At 58.3% G+C, this 17,084-nt stretch carries 16 protein-coding genes; 8 read left to right on the plus strand and 8 right to left on the minus strand.

Features of this window, described 5'->3' with window-relative positions:
• The first annotated feature begins 105 nt into the window (after nt 1–105).
• Nucleotides 106–903, plus strand: a complete 798-nt coding sequence (locus D0544_RS09320) for a cytochrome C assembly family protein (RefSeq protein ID WP_125015674.1) — start codon at nt 106–108, stop codon at nt 901–903.
• A 54-nt stretch (nt 904–957) separates the two neighbouring features.
• Nucleotides 958–2,214 carry an HlyC/CorC family transporter gene (locus tag D0544_RS09325; protein WP_125015675.1) on the plus strand — a complete coding sequence of 419 codons (1,257 nt, stop codon included), beginning with the start codon at nt 958–960 and terminating at the stop codon, nt 2,212–2,214.
• Nucleotides 2,215–2,225: 11 nt separating this feature from the next.
• Here D0544_RS09325 and D0544_RS09330 read toward each other — a convergent pair whose 3' ends face one another.
• A complete protein-coding gene (locus D0544_RS09330) occupies nt 2,226–2,771 on the minus strand; it encodes a hypothetical protein (RefSeq protein WP_125015676.1) in 546 nt (181 codons plus the stop codon).
• Nucleotides 2,772–2,809: 38 nt separating this feature from the next.
• On the minus strand, nt 2,810–3,625 hold the full coding sequence (locus tag D0544_RS09335; RefSeq protein WP_125015932.1) for a cytochrome c3 family protein: 816 nt from the start codon (nt 3,623–3,625) through the stop codon (nt 2,810–2,812).
• Between the two features lie 235 nt (nt 3,626–3,860).
• On the opposite strand from D0544_RS09335, the gene D0544_RS09340 reads away from it, so the two are divergent.
• From D0544_RS09340 to ccsA, 6 genes are read left to right on the plus strand one after another with little or no spacing between them, the layout of a single operon-like run.
• Nucleotides 3,861–4,445 (plus strand): c(7)-type cytochrome triheme domain-containing protein, encoded by a 585-nt coding sequence (locus D0544_RS09340; protein ID WP_207905807.1) that lies wholly within the window; start codon nt 3,861–3,863, stop codon nt 4,443–4,445.
• On the plus strand, nt 4,442–4,828 hold the full coding sequence (locus D0544_RS09345) for a c(7)-type cytochrome triheme domain-containing protein (protein WP_125015677.1): 387 nt from the start codon (nt 4,442–4,444) through the stop codon (nt 4,826–4,828). The genes D0544_RS09340 and D0544_RS09345 overlap by 4 nt, the downstream gene beginning before the upstream one ends.
• Nucleotides 4,829–4,859: 31 nt before the next feature.
• Nucleotides 4,860–5,957, plus strand: a complete 1,098-nt coding sequence (locus D0544_RS09350; protein WP_207905808.1) for a 6-bladed beta-propeller — start codon at nt 4,860–4,862, stop codon at nt 5,955–5,957.
• Nucleotides 5,950–8,646 carry a cytochrome c3 family protein gene (locus tag D0544_RS09355; RefSeq protein WP_164880887.1) on the plus strand — a complete coding sequence of 899 codons (2,697 nt, stop codon included), beginning with the start codon at nt 5,950–5,952 and terminating at the stop codon, nt 8,644–8,646. Before D0544_RS09350 ends, D0544_RS09355 begins: the two co-directional genes overlap by 8 nt.
• A 54-nt stretch (nt 8,647–8,700) precedes the next feature.
• A complete protein-coding gene (locus D0544_RS09360) occupies nt 8,701–9,717 on the plus strand; it encodes a hypothetical protein (RefSeq protein WP_125015679.1) in 1,017 nt (338 codons plus the stop codon).
• Nucleotides 9,710–10,522 (plus strand): cytochrome c biogenesis protein CcsA, encoded by an 813-nt coding sequence (gene ccsA / locus D0544_RS09365; RefSeq protein WP_125015680.1) that lies wholly within the window; start codon nt 9,710–9,712, stop codon nt 10,520–10,522. The genes D0544_RS09360 and ccsA overlap by 8 nt, the downstream gene beginning before the upstream one ends.
• 13 nt (nt 10,523–10,535) lie before the next feature.
• Here ccsA and D0544_RS09370 read toward each other — a convergent pair whose 3' ends face one another.
• The 6 genes from D0544_RS09370 to D0544_RS09395 all read right to left on the minus strand — a co-directional run bounded on the left by D0544_RS09370 (nt 10,536) and on the right by D0544_RS09395 (nt 16,795).
• Nucleotides 10,536–12,335: an LTA synthase family protein gene (locus D0544_RS09370; protein ID WP_125015681.1), complete on the minus strand. Its 1,800-nt coding sequence runs from the start codon at nt 12,333–12,335 to the stop codon at nt 10,536–10,538.
• Nucleotides 12,336–12,387: 52 nt separating this feature from the next.
• Complete coding sequence (locus D0544_RS09375) at nt 12,388–13,512, minus strand: GGDEF domain-containing protein (protein ID WP_125015682.1); 1,125 nt, start codon at nt 13,510–13,512, stop codon at nt 12,388–12,390.
• A 118-nt stretch (nt 13,513–13,630) separates the two neighbouring features.
• Nucleotides 13,631–14,521: a hypothetical protein gene (locus D0544_RS09380; protein WP_125015683.1), complete on the minus strand. Its 891-nt coding sequence runs from the start codon at nt 14,519–14,521 to the stop codon at nt 13,631–13,633.
• Nucleotides 14,522–14,552: 31 nt separating this feature from the next.
• Nucleotides 14,553–15,413 (minus strand): hypothetical protein, encoded by an 861-nt coding sequence (locus D0544_RS09385; RefSeq protein WP_125015684.1) that lies wholly within the window; start codon nt 15,411–15,413, stop codon nt 14,553–14,555.
• 6 nt (nt 15,414–15,419) lie between these two features.
• Nucleotides 15,420–16,379, minus strand: coding sequence for a c(7)-type cytochrome triheme domain-containing protein (locus D0544_RS09390; RefSeq protein WP_207905809.1), 960 nt, complete (start codon nt 16,377–16,379; stop codon nt 15,420–15,422).
• 14 nt (nt 16,380–16,393) lie between these two features.
• On the minus strand, nt 16,394–16,795 hold the full coding sequence (locus tag D0544_RS09395; RefSeq protein ID WP_207905810.1) for a c(7)-type cytochrome triheme domain-containing protein: 402 nt from the start codon (nt 16,793–16,795) through the stop codon (nt 16,394–16,396).
• Nucleotides 16,796–17,084 lie beyond the last annotated feature (289 nt).

The raw sequence follows: 17,084 nt of genomic DNA on the forward strand, positions 1-17,084 counted from the left end.
AACCAGAACTCACTGCTGCGCCATTCACCCCTTTTTTCCGCGCTCCAGCTTCACCACCCGCCGCGGTTGTGCCACACTTGCGACCTGGAAAAAACAGTGGCCACCATGAATATTATTATCACCAGCACCATCTCCATCCTTCTCTACGCGGTGGCCGCAGGCTACCAGATTCCGGCGCTGCTGCGCGCCCGCCCGGTTAACAAGCCCCTGCTTCAGCTGCTGGCCTTAGGTGGCGCACTGGCCCAGACCTTCAGCATCTACTTCACCCTGCATACCGCCCAAGGCATCAACCTGAGCTTCTTCAATGTCGGCTCATTGATCTCCTGGGCGATTATCCTGGTGGTACTGATCAGCAGCCTCAAAAAGCCGGTCGAGAGCCTGTTTGCCGGTCTGATCCCGGTGGCCGCTCTCTGCGTCCTGCTGGCCACCACGGGAGCCACTCCTGAAGCGATCCTGCAAAACACCCAGGCGCCCACCATCATCCATATCCTGCTGTCGATCACCGCCTATAGCCTGCTCACCATCGCCACTGTGCAGGCCCTGCTGCTGGCCTACCAGGAGCACCGGATCAAGAGCAAACACCCCCGCGGGCTGGGACGAATCTTCCCCCCCCTGCAAACCATGGACATCCTGCTGTTCGAGTTCATCTGGGCCGGCATGATCCTGCTAACCCTGTCACTGGCTACTGGCCTGATCTACATCCAGGATCTTTTTGCCCAGCACCTGGTACACAAAACCGTACTCTCCATCGTCGCCTGGCTGGTCTACGCCATCCTGCTGTGGGGCCGCCACCAGTGGGGCTGGCGAGGCTATACGGCGGCGCGCTGGACCCTGGCCGGCTTTGCCCTGTTGATGCTTTCCTACTTCGGCAGCAAATTTGTTCTGGACCTGCTACTTCAATAAACCCACCGTTTTCACTACACTGCGAGTCCTAAACACCGAAAGGGAACAACCCGCTTGAACGACATACCCCTGGGCTACCTCTTTGCCACCCTGGGTCTGCTGATCCTATTCTCTGCCTTCTTTTCCAGTTCAGAGACGGGAATGATGGCGCTCAACCGCTATCGCCTTAAACACCTGACCCAGAACGGACACCCGGGAGCCCTGCGTGCCAGCCGCCTGCTTGAGCGCCCCGACCGGCTGATCGGCATCATCCTGATCGGCAACAATTTTGTGAACATCTTCGCTTCCGCCATCGCCACCGTGATTGCGGTACGGCTGTGGGGCGACGCCGGTATCGCCATCGCCACCGGTGCTCTGACCCTTGTCATCCTGATTTTCGCCGAAGTCACCCCCAAAACCCTGGCCGCCCTGCACCCTGAAGGGATCGCCTTCCCGGCCAGCCTGTTACTGATCCCGCTGCTGTGGTTACTTTACCCCGCCGTGTGGGTCGTCAACGGCATTGCCAATGGCCTGCTGCACCTGTTCGGCGTCAACCCCAAGGCGCATACCGATCACCACCTCAACGCCGAGGAGCTGCGGACGGTGGTTCACGAATCCAAGCAGAAGTTACCCAAAAAGCGCCAGGGCATGCTGATCAACATCCTCGACCTGGAGAAGGTATCGGTAGAGCACATCATGATCCCCCGCAACGAGATCATCGGTATCGACATCGAGGATGACCTCAAACCCATCATTGACCAGCTGCGGGCCTGCCAGCACACCCGTATGCCCATCTTCAAGGGCGACATCAACAACCTGATCGGGGTGTTGCACATGCGCAACTTTTCCCGCTTCCTGATGCGCGAGGAGCAAACCAAAGCTGCCCTGCTGCAGGAGGCCAGCGACCCCTATTTCGTGCCCGAAAACACCCCCCTGCACACCCAGATGTTCAACTTCCAGAAGGAGAAGCAGCGGCTAGGCTTTGTGGTTGACGAATACGGTGACGTGCAGGGAATGATCACCCTCGACGATATCCTTGAGGAGATCGTGGGCGAGTTCACCACCGATGTTGCCGACATCAACCAGGACATCACCCCCCGCAGCGATGGCAGCTTTTATATCGATGGCACCGCCACCATCCGCGAGATCAACAAAGCCCTGGACTGGGAGCTACCCAGCGATGGACCCAAAACTTTGAACGGATTGATCGTTGAGCGACTGGAGTCTATTCCGGAAAACAACATCTGCCTGACCGTCAATGATTACCGTATCGAAACGGTTCTGATCAAGGACAACATGATCAAGACCGCCACGGTGAACAGGGTCAGTTAACCCCCCAACGCTCAGGTGAGCATGCGCCCGACCCGCTCCAGGCGTTCGGCGAGCGCCTTGCGCTCATCTCCGGACATGCCCGGAGCCTGCTCCAGGAGCGGCACCAGTGCCTTAAGCTCCAGGGCCACTCCGCGCTCGGTCTGCAACCAGCGGGCGAGCATGGCAATGCTCTCATGAAGCTCGGGGTCGAGCTGCCCCTCATCCCTGAAGTCCAGCCTTTTCATCCGCTCCAGCTGGCTACCAAACTGCAGCAGAACCCGCTCGACGTAACTCTGCCAGAGCAGATGGGCGACCAGCAGCGCGATCGCGTTGACCACACTCATCACCGCAACGGTGACCACCAGCTCATACAGCATCTGCGACGCGAGCCACCCCGCGGGCGCCCGATGCACGCTGTAGAGCTGCCCCTCCAGCAGCGCATCAAAGCGACCGTAGAGATAGACAACCGCCAGCACCACCATGGCGACTTCCAACAGAATCAGGGCAGCCAGCAAGCGCCCCTGAATGCGGTAACTGACATAATGTCGACGACGCAGATTCTGCACCTCAAATCCCACTCACCCTCCTTGTGCCCCGCACGGGCCAGACGTCCACACTAAATATCGTGACATAAGAAGCAAAGCTGGGAGCCCTCATTGGAGCGCACCAGATTGCCATGCTCATCACTATATACCTCGTGACAGGAGATACAACTGACCACCCCTCCCGGCAGTACAACGCTGGGGGACAGCCTATTACGGGAACGATAACCGCCATAGGATTCCGCCACTTCATAGGAGCGCCCCACCGGATGACTGAAACGGCTGGCGTCGTGTTTTACAACCCCTGCGCCCGCCAGGGTAACGGGGTTTGCCCCCAGCTGGTCTGACTGTTTGCTATGACACTCGATGCAGGCGCGAGAATAGGGGTCAAGATCCCCTAATTGCATCTCATCGAGGCGGGTATCGATATGACCGGAGTTGATCAGCGACTGACCCTGGTCTCTCATATTCAGGAAAAATTCCGAATTGTGGCAACGCTCACAAAAAACTTTCCCCTGATCGGTTACCCTCAAGAGTCCTTTTTCGGTGCCGTGAACATCGTGACAGGTGCTGCAGGTCATCTCCCCTTTCCAGTCCAGGGGAAACGCATTGGCGAGCGGTGCCGAAGGCACAAACCCACTGGGGTGGCTGGCGACCGAGGCGCCGGCATGGCAACTGTCGCACATCTTCTCCTGGGCACTGATCAACAGGTTACCCATTTCGGGGTCGACACCACCATCGTCCCGGGTAAGGTGGCAGGTGCTGCACGCCATACCGTCCAGGTGCCCCTCAACGGCCGACCCTGCGCGCCAGAGCAACACCACAACGGCCAGCAACGCCGCCAGAGCGAGTTGCGCGATCGCCACACGCAACACCCCTTGCCCAGTCATTTTTTGACCATCCTTAGGCCTCCCATGCCTTGAACCAAACACCGTTAACAGTGCTGCACCCACCGGAAAAACGCTTTATAGTAGCGGGTGTACGAGTACCGCCCACCACCCCATTAAAGGCATAATCCTTGCTTAAGTTAATAGCCATCAGCACTCTGGCTGGCAATCCGTGATCACAACCAACAGGGCGATCCCACAACCCACCATGCCGACAAAAGCAATAACCAAGCCAAACGTGATCAGCATCACCCTTTTCTTGCTGCTCTGTTTCGTCAGTGTATCGGTTCTGGCGGCCGACCCCAGCAAATGGCAAAGGCTGGAAGATGATGGCCTCCACGACCCTTCCAACGATGCACTGGATGAGCTGCAACAGCCAGGCGATGCCCTATCCGGTCTGCCTTACGACTATGCCGGCAACCGTGTTAACTGGATCAAGGCGCTGCAGGACGGCCTTATCGCTCCACGAACCAACCTTTTTCCCGATACCAGCATTCGGGTGATTGATCTCGACATCATCATGAATAACACCGGTGAAATGCATCTGGTGCGGTTTCCTCACCGCCAACACACTGAATGGCTTGATTGCAACAACTGCCACAACAAGATTTTTATCGACAAGGTGGATGCCACGCCAGTCAATATGTTTTCCATTTTGCAAGGGGAGTACTGCGGCCGATGCCATGGTGCCGTATCCTTCCCCTTGACCGAATGCAACCGCTGTCACAGCGTGCCTCGCAACAGTTTCAAAGGCCAATTTGGTGCCCAGTATAAAGAGGGTGAAAGCCGCGAAGATTTCAAGGTGGAGGCCCCTCTCGAATGACATACCGGATCCCTGTATTTCTTTGCGCCCTCTTGGCCTCGGTCACGGTGCTATCACCCCTGCCAGCCCAGGCCGAATACGCAGACGTGGTGCTCAACAAGTACGCCGAAGCGGCGGGCATGCGGCCTGTGATCTACCCCCACTGGTTCCACCGCATCCGCTTTCGCTGCAAAGTCTGTCACAACGAACTGGGCTTTGAGATGCGTGCCGGGGCAAACGATGTCACCATGGCTGAGATTATCGAGGGCCAGTTCTGTGGCATGTGCCACAACGGGCAAATCGCCTGGTCTACCGAGCACTGTGACCGCTGCCACACTGGACTGCCGGGGCTCAAGAGCGGGATTCGCGGCTCAAATGAAACTTCCGGCCCCGGCCGCTGGTAGACACATCAACGATTGGGGCCCAGGCACAGCGATGACAGCTTCCGCACAACCGACAAAAAGCGTTTTCTACCTGTTGGCGTTAATGGTCATCGCCCCCCTGATAGCTGCCTGCAGCTCCTCCCCCCGTACAATGAGTTTCGAGCTGCCCGAGGCCTCAGACCAAACTGGTCGCATGTGGCCCTCTCCCCCCGAACAACCCCGTTACGCCTACATTGGTGATCTGGTCGGCGAAAGCAACTTCCAGGATGAGATAAAAGAGACCAAACAAACCGCCCAACGCATTTGGGAATTCATCGCAGGGATCATCGGCAATAATTATGAACCGGTGGTGTTGGAGCGCCCCCAGTCGGTTGTCGCTGATAGCCAGGGTAACGTCTTCACAACCGATGTAGGCCGTCAGGCCGTCGTAGCGTTCAAGTATGCTCAAGGTGAGATGGAGGTCTGGTACAACGCAGACCGGTCAAGCGGCTTTGCAACACCGGTAGGAATCACGCTCACCAACAGCGGCACCCTCTTGGTGACTGATGCGGAAAGAAAGGAAGTCTTTGAGCTGGACACCAACGGAAGCCCCCTCAGCCAATTTGGGAAAGGCGCCCTTGAGCGACCAACAGGTATTGCACAAGACCCCGCTACCGGCTTTATCTATGTAGCAGACACCCAAGCCGACAACATTAAAGTGTTCAATGCAGGGGGTGAGCTGATCGATACCATAGGCGCCAGCGGAGATGCCCCTGGCCTCTTCAATGCACCCACACACCTCAGCATAAGAGGTCAGCAGCTTTATGTGGCAGATACTCTCAATGCCAGAATCCAGATAGTTGGCCTGGATGGAACCCCACAGATGACCGTAGGCCAAAGAGGGATTAATGTGGGCCAGTTTTCTCGACCCAAGGGGGTGGCCACCGACAGCGAAGGAAATATCTATGCCATGGAGTCTTACTTTGATCACCTGTTGGTCTTTAGCCCTAAAGGTGAGTTTCTCTTACCCATAGGTGGAACAGGCGTTGAAGCTGGCCATTTTTTCCTGCCAGCGGGCATTTGGGTAGACAGCACGGATAAAATATACATTGCTGATATGATGAATGGGCGTATTGCCATCTTTCAGTATTTGGGGAGCGGTAATGAGTAATCGAGGTATGAGTCATATCGTAAAAGCAGCAAGCCTACCGCTGCTTTTGCTCCTTTGGGGTGCCAACGCAGTCGCCGCCCCCTCTCCCAATATGCCTCGAAGTGCGGATATCAGCAGCACCAAGCATAACCTCTCCAACGCCTATCCAGAGGCAACGGACCCCAGAGAGGTCAAGGCCACCGGCGAAAGCCAGATCTGCGCTTTCTGCCACACGCCCCACGGCGCCAACCTCAACGCCGAAGGACCACTTTGGAACCGTAACCTCTCCAACGAGACCTATATCACATACGACTCCAGCTCCATGCAGGCCAATGTGGACGCCAACCCCGGTGGTGCGTCCAAGCTGTGCCTTTCCTGCCACGACGGCACCCTGGCGATCGGCAACGTCAATGTCCTCGAGGGCAACACCAACGTCAGCATCAGCATGAGCGGCACCGGCGCAGGGGGTGTCATGCCCTCGGGTCTGGGGCTCAACACCGGTTTTACCCGCAACCTGGGCACCGACCTGCGCAACGACCACCCGATCTCCTTCGACTTCGACAGCAGCAAGGTCGGTGGTCGACTGGCGGCGGCCGATGGTGAGCTGCGGGATCCACAAGACGCGGATGGCACTCACATCAGGACCCCGGACCCCAAAAGCAGCGACCCGAGCGTGCGCCACCCCCTGACGCCACTGGACAAAAATGGCAAGGTGCAGTGCACCAGCTGCCACGACCCCCACGTATCGGGCCAAGACCTGCCCGCGGGTACCAGTATTGCGGCCACCGAAGACCCCAACAACATCAAGTTCCTGAGAACTCGCCGCTACCAGATGAATGCGCCCGTAGGGGGTGATTTTGATGAGGATAACGATATTGTCTGCCTGGCCTGCCACGACAAACTGGGGCAAACCTGGGCCAATTCAGTTCACGCAGCCAACACCGCTGATGACCAGTACCGTATCTGGTCTGCCGATATGCGCGATTTCCCACGCGACCTGAGGGTATGGCAAGCCGCCTGCCTAAACTGCCACGACACGCACACGGTGGAGGGATCCCGTCGCCTGTTGCGCGAAGGGACCGACGATACCCCCGCCGCTCAGCAAGCCAAGCAGGGCGGGAACCCCGCCCTGGAGGAAACCTGCTACCAGTGCCACCGGGCCGATGACAACACCAACGCCCTGAAAGTGGGCACAACCGCCCCCAACATCAAGGATGAGTTTGAGCTTAGTAACCGCGCCATGCCCATTCGCAGCAGCCAACAGGCCGCCGGAGTGGAAACCCACGATATTACCAATGCGGACTTCTTTGAGGGGGATGTCGACCTGGACGCCAGTGGGGAGGACAGTAACGGCAACCTGGCACTGGGTTACGGCAACCTTAACAACCGCCACGTCGAGTGTACCGACTGCCACAACCCCCACCGCATGCTTAGCAATAGCAAGTGGGATGGCGGTGGCACCCCGGGGCAAGGCACCCACGAGCACACCGACAGCACCAACCACACCAACGAGATCTCCGGGGTTCTCTACGGCACTTGGGGCGTAGAGCCGGTTTACAACAGCGGCCCCAACGGGCGCAAGTTCGGCACCCCGGATGCGATGCCGATTCGCTTCAAGATCAAGTACGGCACCGGCAACGAGCGGGTCACCGCCGAATACCAGATCTGCCTCAAGTGTCACTCCAACTACGCCTACCAGGATGATGGCTACCCGGAAAGTCCGACCCGACCCGCGCTGGGCGCACCGGGGACACCCAGTACCGGCACACCAGGCACAAGAGCCGCCACTACGGACTTCCTGTACTACACCAACCAGGCGATGGAGTTCCAGGCGCCCAGCACCCACCAGGGGCAGGTCTCTAACGGTACCGATGCTGGCGCCACCTTCAACACCAACAACCACCGCAGCTGGCACCCGGTAATGGCACCAACCGGCCGAACCCCTCTGACCCGGGGCGCCAACCGCCTCAACTGGCGCGCCCCCTGGGACAACAACGTCGGCAACCAGACCATGTACTGCACCGACTGCCACGGGGCCAGTAACGGGACCACGGAAAATTCCACCCCGGGCACCAAACCCTGGGGCCCCCACGGCTCCAACAACGACTTTATCCTGCGCGGCGTGATGAAGCGCGGGATCGGCCAGGACCTAACCACCGTCGGTGGCCGGGGGCTCTGTTTCAAATGCCACTACGAGGGCCAGTACCGGGGTAGTGGTACCGAAGGCCTTGGCGGCAGCAGTGGCTTCGGCTCCAGCCTGGGTTGCTCCAACGATGGGGTAGGCAGCGCTTGCGACAAAGACCCCGGCGGCAACGGCCACACCTTCCACGCCTCCGCCGTCGAGGTGGATATGGTCTGCACCTGGTGCCACGTGGCGGTGGTGCACGGCTGGAAAAACAAGGCGTTTCTGGTGAACCTGGAGGATATCGGCCCGGAAGCGATCTGCCGTAGTATCGACCGTAACATCTACGGGGTCAGGGGCCCCAGCGGCCTGTGCACCATCGGCCAACCCATCGAGGCCGGCAGCCGCGTCAGCATCCGCCCCGGCGGGTTCAACAATAATGAAGGCTACAATAACCCCCCCTACTACGTGAACGCCCGATTAAGACTTCAGGGGTTTGCCCGCAGCGGCCGCTGGGGCGAGGGCCACTGCTACGATAAGCCCACCATGGAAGACACCATGTGTGCCCGCCGCAACGCCGGCTACTGAGCAGAGCTCGGTATAGAGCCACGGGACCAGCGTGGCCCTATACCGAGCTGAGATATGAGAGCTAATGTGCTGACCCGTCCGCTTGATTTCCTCGCTTCCCTGCGGCTTACCCTGGTGGCCCTGGTACTGTTGGGAGGGGGCGTGGCGCTGGTTATCCAGTTTGAGGTGGATGCCACACCGGCGCTGGCACCGGCCATCGGCCTGCTGGGGCTGAATCTGGTAAGCGCTATTTTGGTGAAGGAAAAGATACGCAGCAGCCTGCCCCTGCTGCTTTTTCACCTGGCGCTGCTGACGCTGCTGGTCCTGCTGGCCCTGAGCCGAGCCACCTACCTCAAGGGGTGGGCCACACTGATTGAGGGAGAGGCTTTTGAGCAGCTGGATGGCGTCCTGCACCAGGGCCCGCTGCACCCCTGGATCAGCCCCTTGCCGCTGGCTGAGGGGCCGATTCAGGGGGGGTTCGAGGCGCGTTTTGATGAGGAAGGCCGCCGCGGTACCACCCGCAGCCTGCTCTACCAGCCCGGCACCGGTGCGCCCATCTACATCGATGATACAACCCCCTTAAATGTTGAGGGTTACCGTCTGGGTGTCTCCCTCAACCTCGGCTTTACCGCCCTCCTGAGATGGGTTCCGGATAACGGCAGTGCTGAGGTGCTTGGCGGCGTCGATTTTCCCGATATCATCAGCGAGCCGGATGGTCAGGGGCTGGAGTGGACACTGCCAAACGGCGAACCGATCTGGACCGGGCTGGAGATCCTCAGCCCCCGCAAAAGCTTTTTCTACCCGGAATTCAGGGTGCCGGAGCGTTACCAGCTGGTGGTTCGCCATCAACAGCAACGACACCCCCTACAGGAAGGAGAGGCGCTTTTGCTGCCCGGCGGCCAGCTCCGCTTTGAATCCCTGCACCGCTGGATCGGCTATGAGGTGTTCTATGACTGGACCATCCCCTGGCTGCTGGCCACCTGCCTGCTTGCCATCGGGTTTCTGGGCTGGTACCTATGGGAGCGAGTAACCTCAACCCCCTGGAACAGGGCGGATCAACCGGAATACACGAAGGAGCCCAACGATGCCTAATGAAACCCTGCTGCTATGGGCCAGCCTGATGGTGTATGTGGCCGGAGGCTGCACCGCCATCATCGCCACCGTATTCAAACGCCGCCCGGAGCGCACTGTTTTGGCTTTAATGCTGCTGGGCCTGCTGCTGCAGACGCTGGCCATTGGCCTGCGCTGGGAGCGGTTGGGGCATGGCCCCTTCAATACCATGTTCGAGATTCTCTCCAGCAATATCTGGAGCCTGACCCTCTTCTTTTCGATCGTCTACTGGCGTATCCGTGCCATTCGCCCCATCGCCGTCTTTGTCCTACCGGTACTCTTTATGATGATGGGGTGGATGATGATGATGCCCGATCACGACAGCATACTGCCCACCACTTACCAGACCGTTTGGCTGTACGTCCACATCGGCTTCGGCAAGGTGTTTATGGGGGCGCTGCTGGTGAGTTTCGGGCTGGCTATGGTAGTGCTGCTGCGAGAAGGGGCCTTTATCAAGGAGAACTTTGCCCGCTTACCCGACAACCGTTCGCTGGATGAGCTGAGCTACCGCTTTATCCTGCTGGCACTGATCTTCGACAGCCTGATGCTGGTGGCCGGCGCCATCTGGGCACAGGAGGCCTGGGGTCGATACTGGGCCTGGGATCCGCTCGAGACCTGGGCCTTTGCCAGCTGGCTGCTGCTGGCCTTTACGCTGCACTGCCGGGTCACCTTCCGGCCACAGCCACTCTACTCGGCCATGCTGGCGATCCTGGTGTTCGCCATCTCCTTCATGACCTTCTTCGGTATCCCCTTTATCAACCAGGTGCCCCATAAAGGGGCGGTGTAGCGAGCGGGAAGACCTAGTTGAGGTTATAGCGCCCGCTCAGCCGGCGCAGCCGCTCGCTGTTGAGGTAATCGAGTATTAACTGCCCCCGGGCTGGAGCCTTCCCCTCGAAGGCGGTATCGTCACCGTTGAGGCGCACCACCGCAGCGGGTGCCCCGCTGCACAGCACTGACACCCGCTCCTTCACCACCCCCGAGCCATGAAAGACACAATCCGCACTGCTGGCGGGGTCGAACAGGTCGCTCCCGAAAAACGATGGGCACAAGCGGCCCGATACGCGCCCCAGCAGGGATTCAACCAGATCGGTTTGTTGGCCGAGGGCGGTGTCGATCCCCTTGCTGGCCCGCTCCGGGTCGACCACCACCAGGGGAACCAGCGACTCGGCACGGTCACCAAACCGCTCCCGCTCCCCCGGTGAGATCGGGGTCATGGTGCGGTGGTCCGAGACAATCAGCATCACCCCTCCGCGGGTAAAGTAACCGCTGCGCACCATGCGGTCGTAAAATTCTCCCAGAGCCCTGTCGGCATACGCGAGGGCGGCGGCCTCGCTCCTTTCGCCGGTTTCGGGATTGATAAAAGGGAGATGGGTACTGACCGTCTCAATCACCGCCAGGAAGGGTCTATCCCTTTGCTCCAGGGCCTCTATCACCCGCTGGGAGCGCAGATAGAGGGCGCGGTCAGGGGCCGCCTGAAAGTGAAAGCGGGGCCAGTTGCGATAAAAGCGCTGCTGGTGACCTTCGGTGTGGTCGAAGCCGATGCTTTTCAGCCAGGCCTCCTTATCGAGAAACCCCAGGTCACCGCTGGTGAGAAAGGCGCTGTAGTAACCCTCCGACCTGAGCCGCTTGGGCAGGGTCTCCTCGAGGTTAAAGCCCCCCTGAAAACTGACCCCCGCTCCCAGGTTGTTCTCCTCAACGATGGGGAGGGAGATACGCCCGGTAAGTAGCGCTAAAAGGCCCGCCTCGGTGGTGAAACCGTTGGCGTGAAAGTTGGTGTGGGCCCGGTTTTCACGGGCGATGCGATCAAGCTGCGGGGTGAAATCGTTTAGCCCGGAGAAGAAGTTACTGTGGTGCATGGAGAAGGACTCCAGTATCACCAGGACGATGTTGGGGCGCGACGCGGGCGCAGGAGTATCCCGGCAGGCGAGGGCATCGCGGGACTCATTGCGCTCCTTAAGCTCGGCGATGAAAGGGTCACTGTAGGCAACCATGACGCCACTGGAGAGGTTCACCTGCACTACATTTTCATACCCCCAGGAGTGAACGTAGGCCACACGGGGAACAAAAAGCCACAGCAGGGCCGCCAGGCCGCCACAGAGGCCGAGGGCACGCCAGCGCCAGCGGCCCGCGGTGACCGGCGCCAGCAGGAAAGCAACCACCAACACAACCCCGAGTGCCGCCGAGATCCACAACAGCGGACTCGCCTCAGCGATATACCCCCGCACAATGTCGTAGGTCGGCCCAATGGCTGTTGCGTATTTCAGGGCCTCCGAAAAGTTGAGGCGGATCGCCATCATATCCAGCAATATCAGGTCCACCAGATAGAGCAGCAGCAGCCCCAACATCAGCAGTTTCAGGAGCAGTTGCAGAGCTCTCCCCGGCGTCACCAACAGCATGCCGTAGAGCAGCAAAAGCAATACAAACAGGCCGCTATCGCTGGCAATGGCCGCCCAGGCAAAGCAGGTACGGCAATCGGTCATGCCGCCAAAGTTGGCGTCCACCTGCAACGCACGGGTGAGCATCAGGAGGGGGAAGGTGGCAACCACCAGGTCGGCCAGCAAACCCCGCCGACCAATGCGGGTAATGGCGTTAAATATCATAGGTGTGCTCCCGCTGCCGGGCTCCCACGCAAGGACGTAGGAGACCCGAGGGTCAGGCAGCCATAGAGACGAAGGTTACCCGGTTACGGCCATTGTGCTTGGCGTCGTAAAGCAGGTCATCCACCTTCTCGAGCAGGCTCTGGATGCTATTGCCCGGCCCGCTCAGGGTGACCCCGATACTGGTGGTGAAGTTCAGCGTCTCGCCACCCGGGGTTTTGATCGGATGCAGCTCACAAGCCTGGCGAAGCCGTTCGGCCATCTTCTGGGCCTGCTGCTCATCCACGTCACGTAAAAGGGCAACAAACTCCTCCCCTCCATAGCGACCCACCACATCGGTGGGGCGCAGGTGAGCTTTGACCAGCTTGGCAAACTCGCGCAGCACTTCATCACCGGTCATGTGACCGTAGGTGTCATTGATACGTTTGAAGTAGTCCAGGTCAAACATCAATATGGCAAAGTGCTCATCGGGCTGGGCTTCAGAGATGGCCAGCTCCATATTGCTCATCAGCATGGCACGGTTGAAAAGCCCCGTCAGGGGATCCGTGGTCGCCTGGCGGTAGAGTCGCAGAAGAAGGTTAAGGTAGCTTGCCTGGGCCCATAGCGCGATCATCATCAGCAGAGAGATCAACCAGAAGTCGAGCAGGGCCGGAGTGGTCATTAAGCCGCCGCGCATCAGGTGCGCCAATACCAGCCAAACCAGGACCAGCACCCCGGCAACAAACCCCTCACGCAGGCTAAGGGGGAAGATGGTCAGGGCAGCGATGTACACAAAAGGCAAAAACGAGTATCCCATCGCGAACCCTTGCCGACCCGCTTCTCCCAGAACCCACTGGGCATAAAAATAGAAGCCGCCCAACGCCAGCAGCAACAACCCGAGCAATACTCGATTTTGATTGAGTGACCGAAGCTTGAAGCTGGATAGTCCAATCACCAACAGGGCACCGGCCAACACCACCCGGGCGATGGTAATCGAAAATGCATAGTCACCGCTGAGCGTTGCCAGGTCGACAGGAATCCAGAGGATACCGAGCAGGGCGAAGGAAAAGGTCAGTACCCGGACTCGACGGGCAATATAGCCGGCTCGGGTGTAGTTAAAGTCGTCGGAGTGGTTCTTTGCCGCAATCAGGTCGGCGAGATGGAAGTGCGTGTTTAACGAATGGACAAGCTGGGACAACACCAGATGCTCTCCTGAAATCAATCCTTGATGGATAGCACATTAAAACAGGGGGCTGCGCGGGTCAATCAGGCAGCCGGTAAAATGGCGAGGGCGCCTTACAGGCGCCCCTCAGGCAGACTTAACCGGGTATGTAAACACCGCCCCGTCGAATCGCTTTTACCAACTCTTTGGTGGAAAGGTCGAGTTGGTCAATCGCCTCCTGATAGTTGCCATCAGCAGCCAGCGCCTCTGCTTTCTCTCTAAAGCCAAGGGCTGTTTCAAGTGCGGCGTCGACGGCCTGTGCAATCGAGGGTGATTTTTCGCGCTTTTCCTTGAGCAGTACGTTAACCAGCATCTGGTGAGTATCATTACGATCCACCTCGTAGTGGTACTCCTCCTCCTTGCTCGCGAAGTTCAGGCTGCGCACCAGGGTATCCCCACCGCGAAGCCCTTCAATATTGGTCTTGATCGTATTCAACGCCCCTTCGAGCACCCCCTTGCCCTGGGTGAACAACTTACGATCATGCAGCTGCTGCGCACTGACAATGAGGTTGTCCACCTCGGCATGGGTCTGCTTGGCGATTTTATCCGCCTTTTTTTCAGCAGCGACGGCATCAAAAGCTTTCAACAGCGCCTGTACGCTTTCCAGCTTCTTGTCGTAGTCAGCTTTGTCTTTGGCTTCTCGAACCTCGGCAGGCTCGGCGGACTTAACGGCTTCGAACATCACCTTGAGGGCTTCGTCCAATGCCTTCTTGGAATCCTCCCCCTCAAGCTCCTGGGCTTGCTCATAGAGGCTTTTGGCGCGCTGGTGAAGCTCGGCAGCTTTGGGGTCGTTACTGGCTTCAATCTGTTGCGCTGCGGTGGAGCGATAGATCAGGTTGCTCGCGAAGCCCATGCGCGGATCGCTTCCCGCCTGGGCAATCATCAAGGGCTGGGCAGCCAGCCCGACACTCAGGGCAACCGAAAACAGTGTCGCTGAGGCAAGGGAAAGCGACTTGATCAATGATCTACAGGGTGTTGACTTGTTCATCAGTTGTCTCGAATTATCAAATAGCAAACGATTAGGGAACCATGACACCGGCCGTACGAAGCGCGCGCGACATCTCTTTCGCTGCACCCTCCAGGCTGTCAATAGCCTGTTCCATCTGGCCACTCTCGGCAAAGCTTAGTGCTTGTGCCCGCTTAGTCTCTGCCAGTTTGAGATACTCCGATATTTTATCATCACTGGCGGTACTCTTGCCGCTTGATCGTGTCATCTGTAGCAGCGCCTGGTAACTCTTCAAGCGCCGCAGCTCATACTCATACTCCTCGGAGGGTGAAGTAAAGTTCAGGCTATGCACCACCGTCTGCTTATCCCTTAACTCGGAGATAAAGTTAACCAAGGAGTTATAGGCCAGGTACAGGGTCTCCTGCGCTTTCAACCCCTCACCCGATGCTCGCTGCTGCTGGGCCAGGTCGAGCTGCTCCTGAACCTGTGCCAGTCGCTCCTGAACACCGGGAGTAGATGGTTGATTTTCGAGCGAACCAATAAATGCCAGAATGCTTTCGCGCAGGGCCAGATACTCACCGCTCGTCACTTGCTGCGGCTTTTGAGTGATACGACCGGTCGCCCCAGACAGCAGCCGCAGCGTTTCATTGGCCAACTGGGCAGCCTGTTTGTAGGCCCCCAGTTCAAGCTGTATTTCGGCGGCATGCATGGTCTGGCGAGCCATTGAGAGCAGTGACTTGGCCCCGCCATTATCGCTCTGCTCAATGGCCTGGATTTTTTCACTGCCCTGCATCATGCTCTGCACCAACTGCAGCTTCTGGCGCGCAGCCGCTTCATCGTTGTCCGTTGCTGCAATGTGTACAGCACTGACCGTCAATGCCCCCGCTAAAAGCGGAAGCAACAACCAACGAAGAGTGATAGAGCCTGAAAACATGGTTCATTACTTCTTCTGTGAGTGACAACGACGGCACTCAGACACAGGGAACGCGACCTTACCGTGGCATACACCACACTTTTCACCCATCAGGATCGACGCCATGCTGATCTGGTTGGCGCCCTTCTTGGGGATGAAGATCGCAGGGTGGCAGTTGGAGCAATCCAACCACTCAGTGTGCTGCTTGTGAGGGTATACCACGTTGGGCATTGATCCCTTCACCTCACGCACAATATTCAGATCCATCACGAACGGCTTCTTGTTAGGATCCATGCGGTCGAAACGCGGGTTGATATCGCCGTTTTCCAGCGCCTTTACCCAGTCAACATGGTTACCAAAGGCGTTAGAGGGCATGGAAGCGAAGGCCTCCTTGGGTTGCTGCAGAGCGTACACGTCCTCGTTTTCCGGATCGTGAATGCCATCTTCAAAAGGAGGTGGGTTCCACTCGGCGCGCGACTTCATCAGGCGGTTAAACGTGTTCACCGGCTTCTTCTTGGCAGCGCCAGCAGCGTTGGCGGCCGCCGTTGGCTGTGCATTAGCCTCGGCATTGGGGGCCGCTGCGGCCTCTTTTTTGGGCTTGGCTTCTGCCGCCTTGGCAACCGTTGGCTTGGTGTTTTGCTTATCGCTCAGTTTGACCTTGGCATCCTCAAGCAGGAAGGCAACCGCATTTTCAATATCCCCGGCGCTCAACGCGGGGTTGCCACCCTTGGCGGGCATATTGCCTTTACCATTGACGGCGTTATCGACCAAGGCACCAAAGCCCTGGGCCACTCGCTTGCTCCAGTCGGCATTGTCGCCAATTTTCGGGGCTCCCATAACACCAACACCGTGACAGCCGGCGCAGTTGGCATTAACAATTTCTTTACCTTTAGCCGTATCAGCCGCTTGTGCACTGCCCATCAGCCCGAGGACCAGGACGGGAACCATTACCAGGGATTTACCCAGTTCAATATTGAAATTTTTCACGTCTACTACCCCTGTTACTTGGTCGCTTTTGGCTTGGGAGCAACCAACTGCTGCACAGTGCTCTGGTGAACCTGGGTCGGTGTACCCGGCGTACCCGAGTGACACAGGTTGCAGTTTTCTACCGACCAGGCGATCTCACCGTTATGGCAGGCGCCACAGAACTGGCCGTCGATGATCTTGAGCATGTTGATGTCGTTACCGCCCGCCTGGAACTTGAATCCAAGGTCGGCGTGGCACACTTTGCAACGAAAGCGAATACGGTGAAACCAGTGCGGAAAAACCGCGGGGCGCATACCCGCGCCATCGGAGTAGTTATTAATCACGATATCGCCGTACTCAGCATTGGCAGGCCCGATAAAGCCTCCCACTACGGTCGCCGTCAGCAACACCAGCAACAGGCGTCTAAAAATCCCCAAGGCGTTCTTCTGTGTCATCTCTATGGTCACAAATCTATGGGCCAGCTTGGCCGGTTCCTGTTTCCTACGCGCTCACACAACCGGTGATTGCGCATACCTCATCTAGTAAAAACAAACGCGTCCTTTCGCCCCAACTCGCCGGGCAGAATCCTAGATCACTTAATAAGCAATATGAGTGCCAGTTCACATAAAAAGCGGCGGCACGGATGGCTGCTTCGTCACAAACTTGCGCACAGACAATGAGTTGGGGGAGGTTAACGGGAGCAGAGGTGTCCAATCCAGCGCCTCT

Origin of the sequence: Aestuariirhabdus litorea, assembly GCF_003864255.1 — a bacterium.
GTDB classification, from domain to species: domain Bacteria; phylum Pseudomonadota; class Gammaproteobacteria; order Pseudomonadales; family Aestuariirhabdaceae; genus Aestuariirhabdus; species Aestuariirhabdus litorea.

Excerpts from the sequence above, each read along its gene's own strand:
- D0544_RS09380 (WP_125015683.1), bottom strand. The coding sequence starts at position 14,521 with ATGAACAAGTCAACACCCTGTAGATCATTGATCAAGTCGCTTTCCCTT.
- D0544_RS09355 (WP_164880887.1), top strand. The coding sequence starts at position 5,950 with ATGAGTAATCGAGGTATGAGTCATATCGTAAAAGCAGCAAGCCTACCG.
- D0544_RS09320 (WP_125015674.1), top strand. The coding sequence starts at position 106 with ATGAATATTATTATCACCAGCACCATCTCCATCCTTCTCTACGCGGTG.
- D0544_RS09385 (WP_125015684.1), bottom strand. The coding sequence starts at position 15,413 with ATGTTTTCAGGCTCTATCACTCTTCGTTGGTTGTTGCTTCCGCTTTTA.
- D0544_RS09335 (WP_125015932.1), bottom strand. The coding sequence starts at position 3,625 with ATGACTGGGCAAGGGGTGTTGCGTGTGGCGATCGCGCAACTCGCTCTG.
- D0544_RS09345 (WP_125015677.1), top strand. The coding sequence starts at position 4,442 with ATGACATACCGGATCCCTGTATTTCTTTGCGCCCTCTTGGCCTCGGTC.
- ccsA (WP_125015680.1), top strand. The coding sequence starts at position 9,710 with ATGCCTAATGAAACCCTGCTGCTATGGGCCAGCCTGATGGTGTATGTG.
- D0544_RS09360 (WP_125015679.1), top strand. The coding sequence starts at position 8,701 with ATGAGAGCTAATGTGCTGACCCGTCCGCTTGATTTCCTCGCTTCCCTG.
- D0544_RS09370 (WP_125015681.1), bottom strand. The coding sequence starts at position 12,335 with ATGATATTTAACGCCATTACCCGCATTGGTCGGCGGGGTTTGCTGGCC.
- D0544_RS09350 (WP_207905808.1), top strand. The coding sequence starts at position 4,860 with ATGACAGCTTCCGCACAACCGACAAAAAGCGTTTTCTACCTGTTGGCG.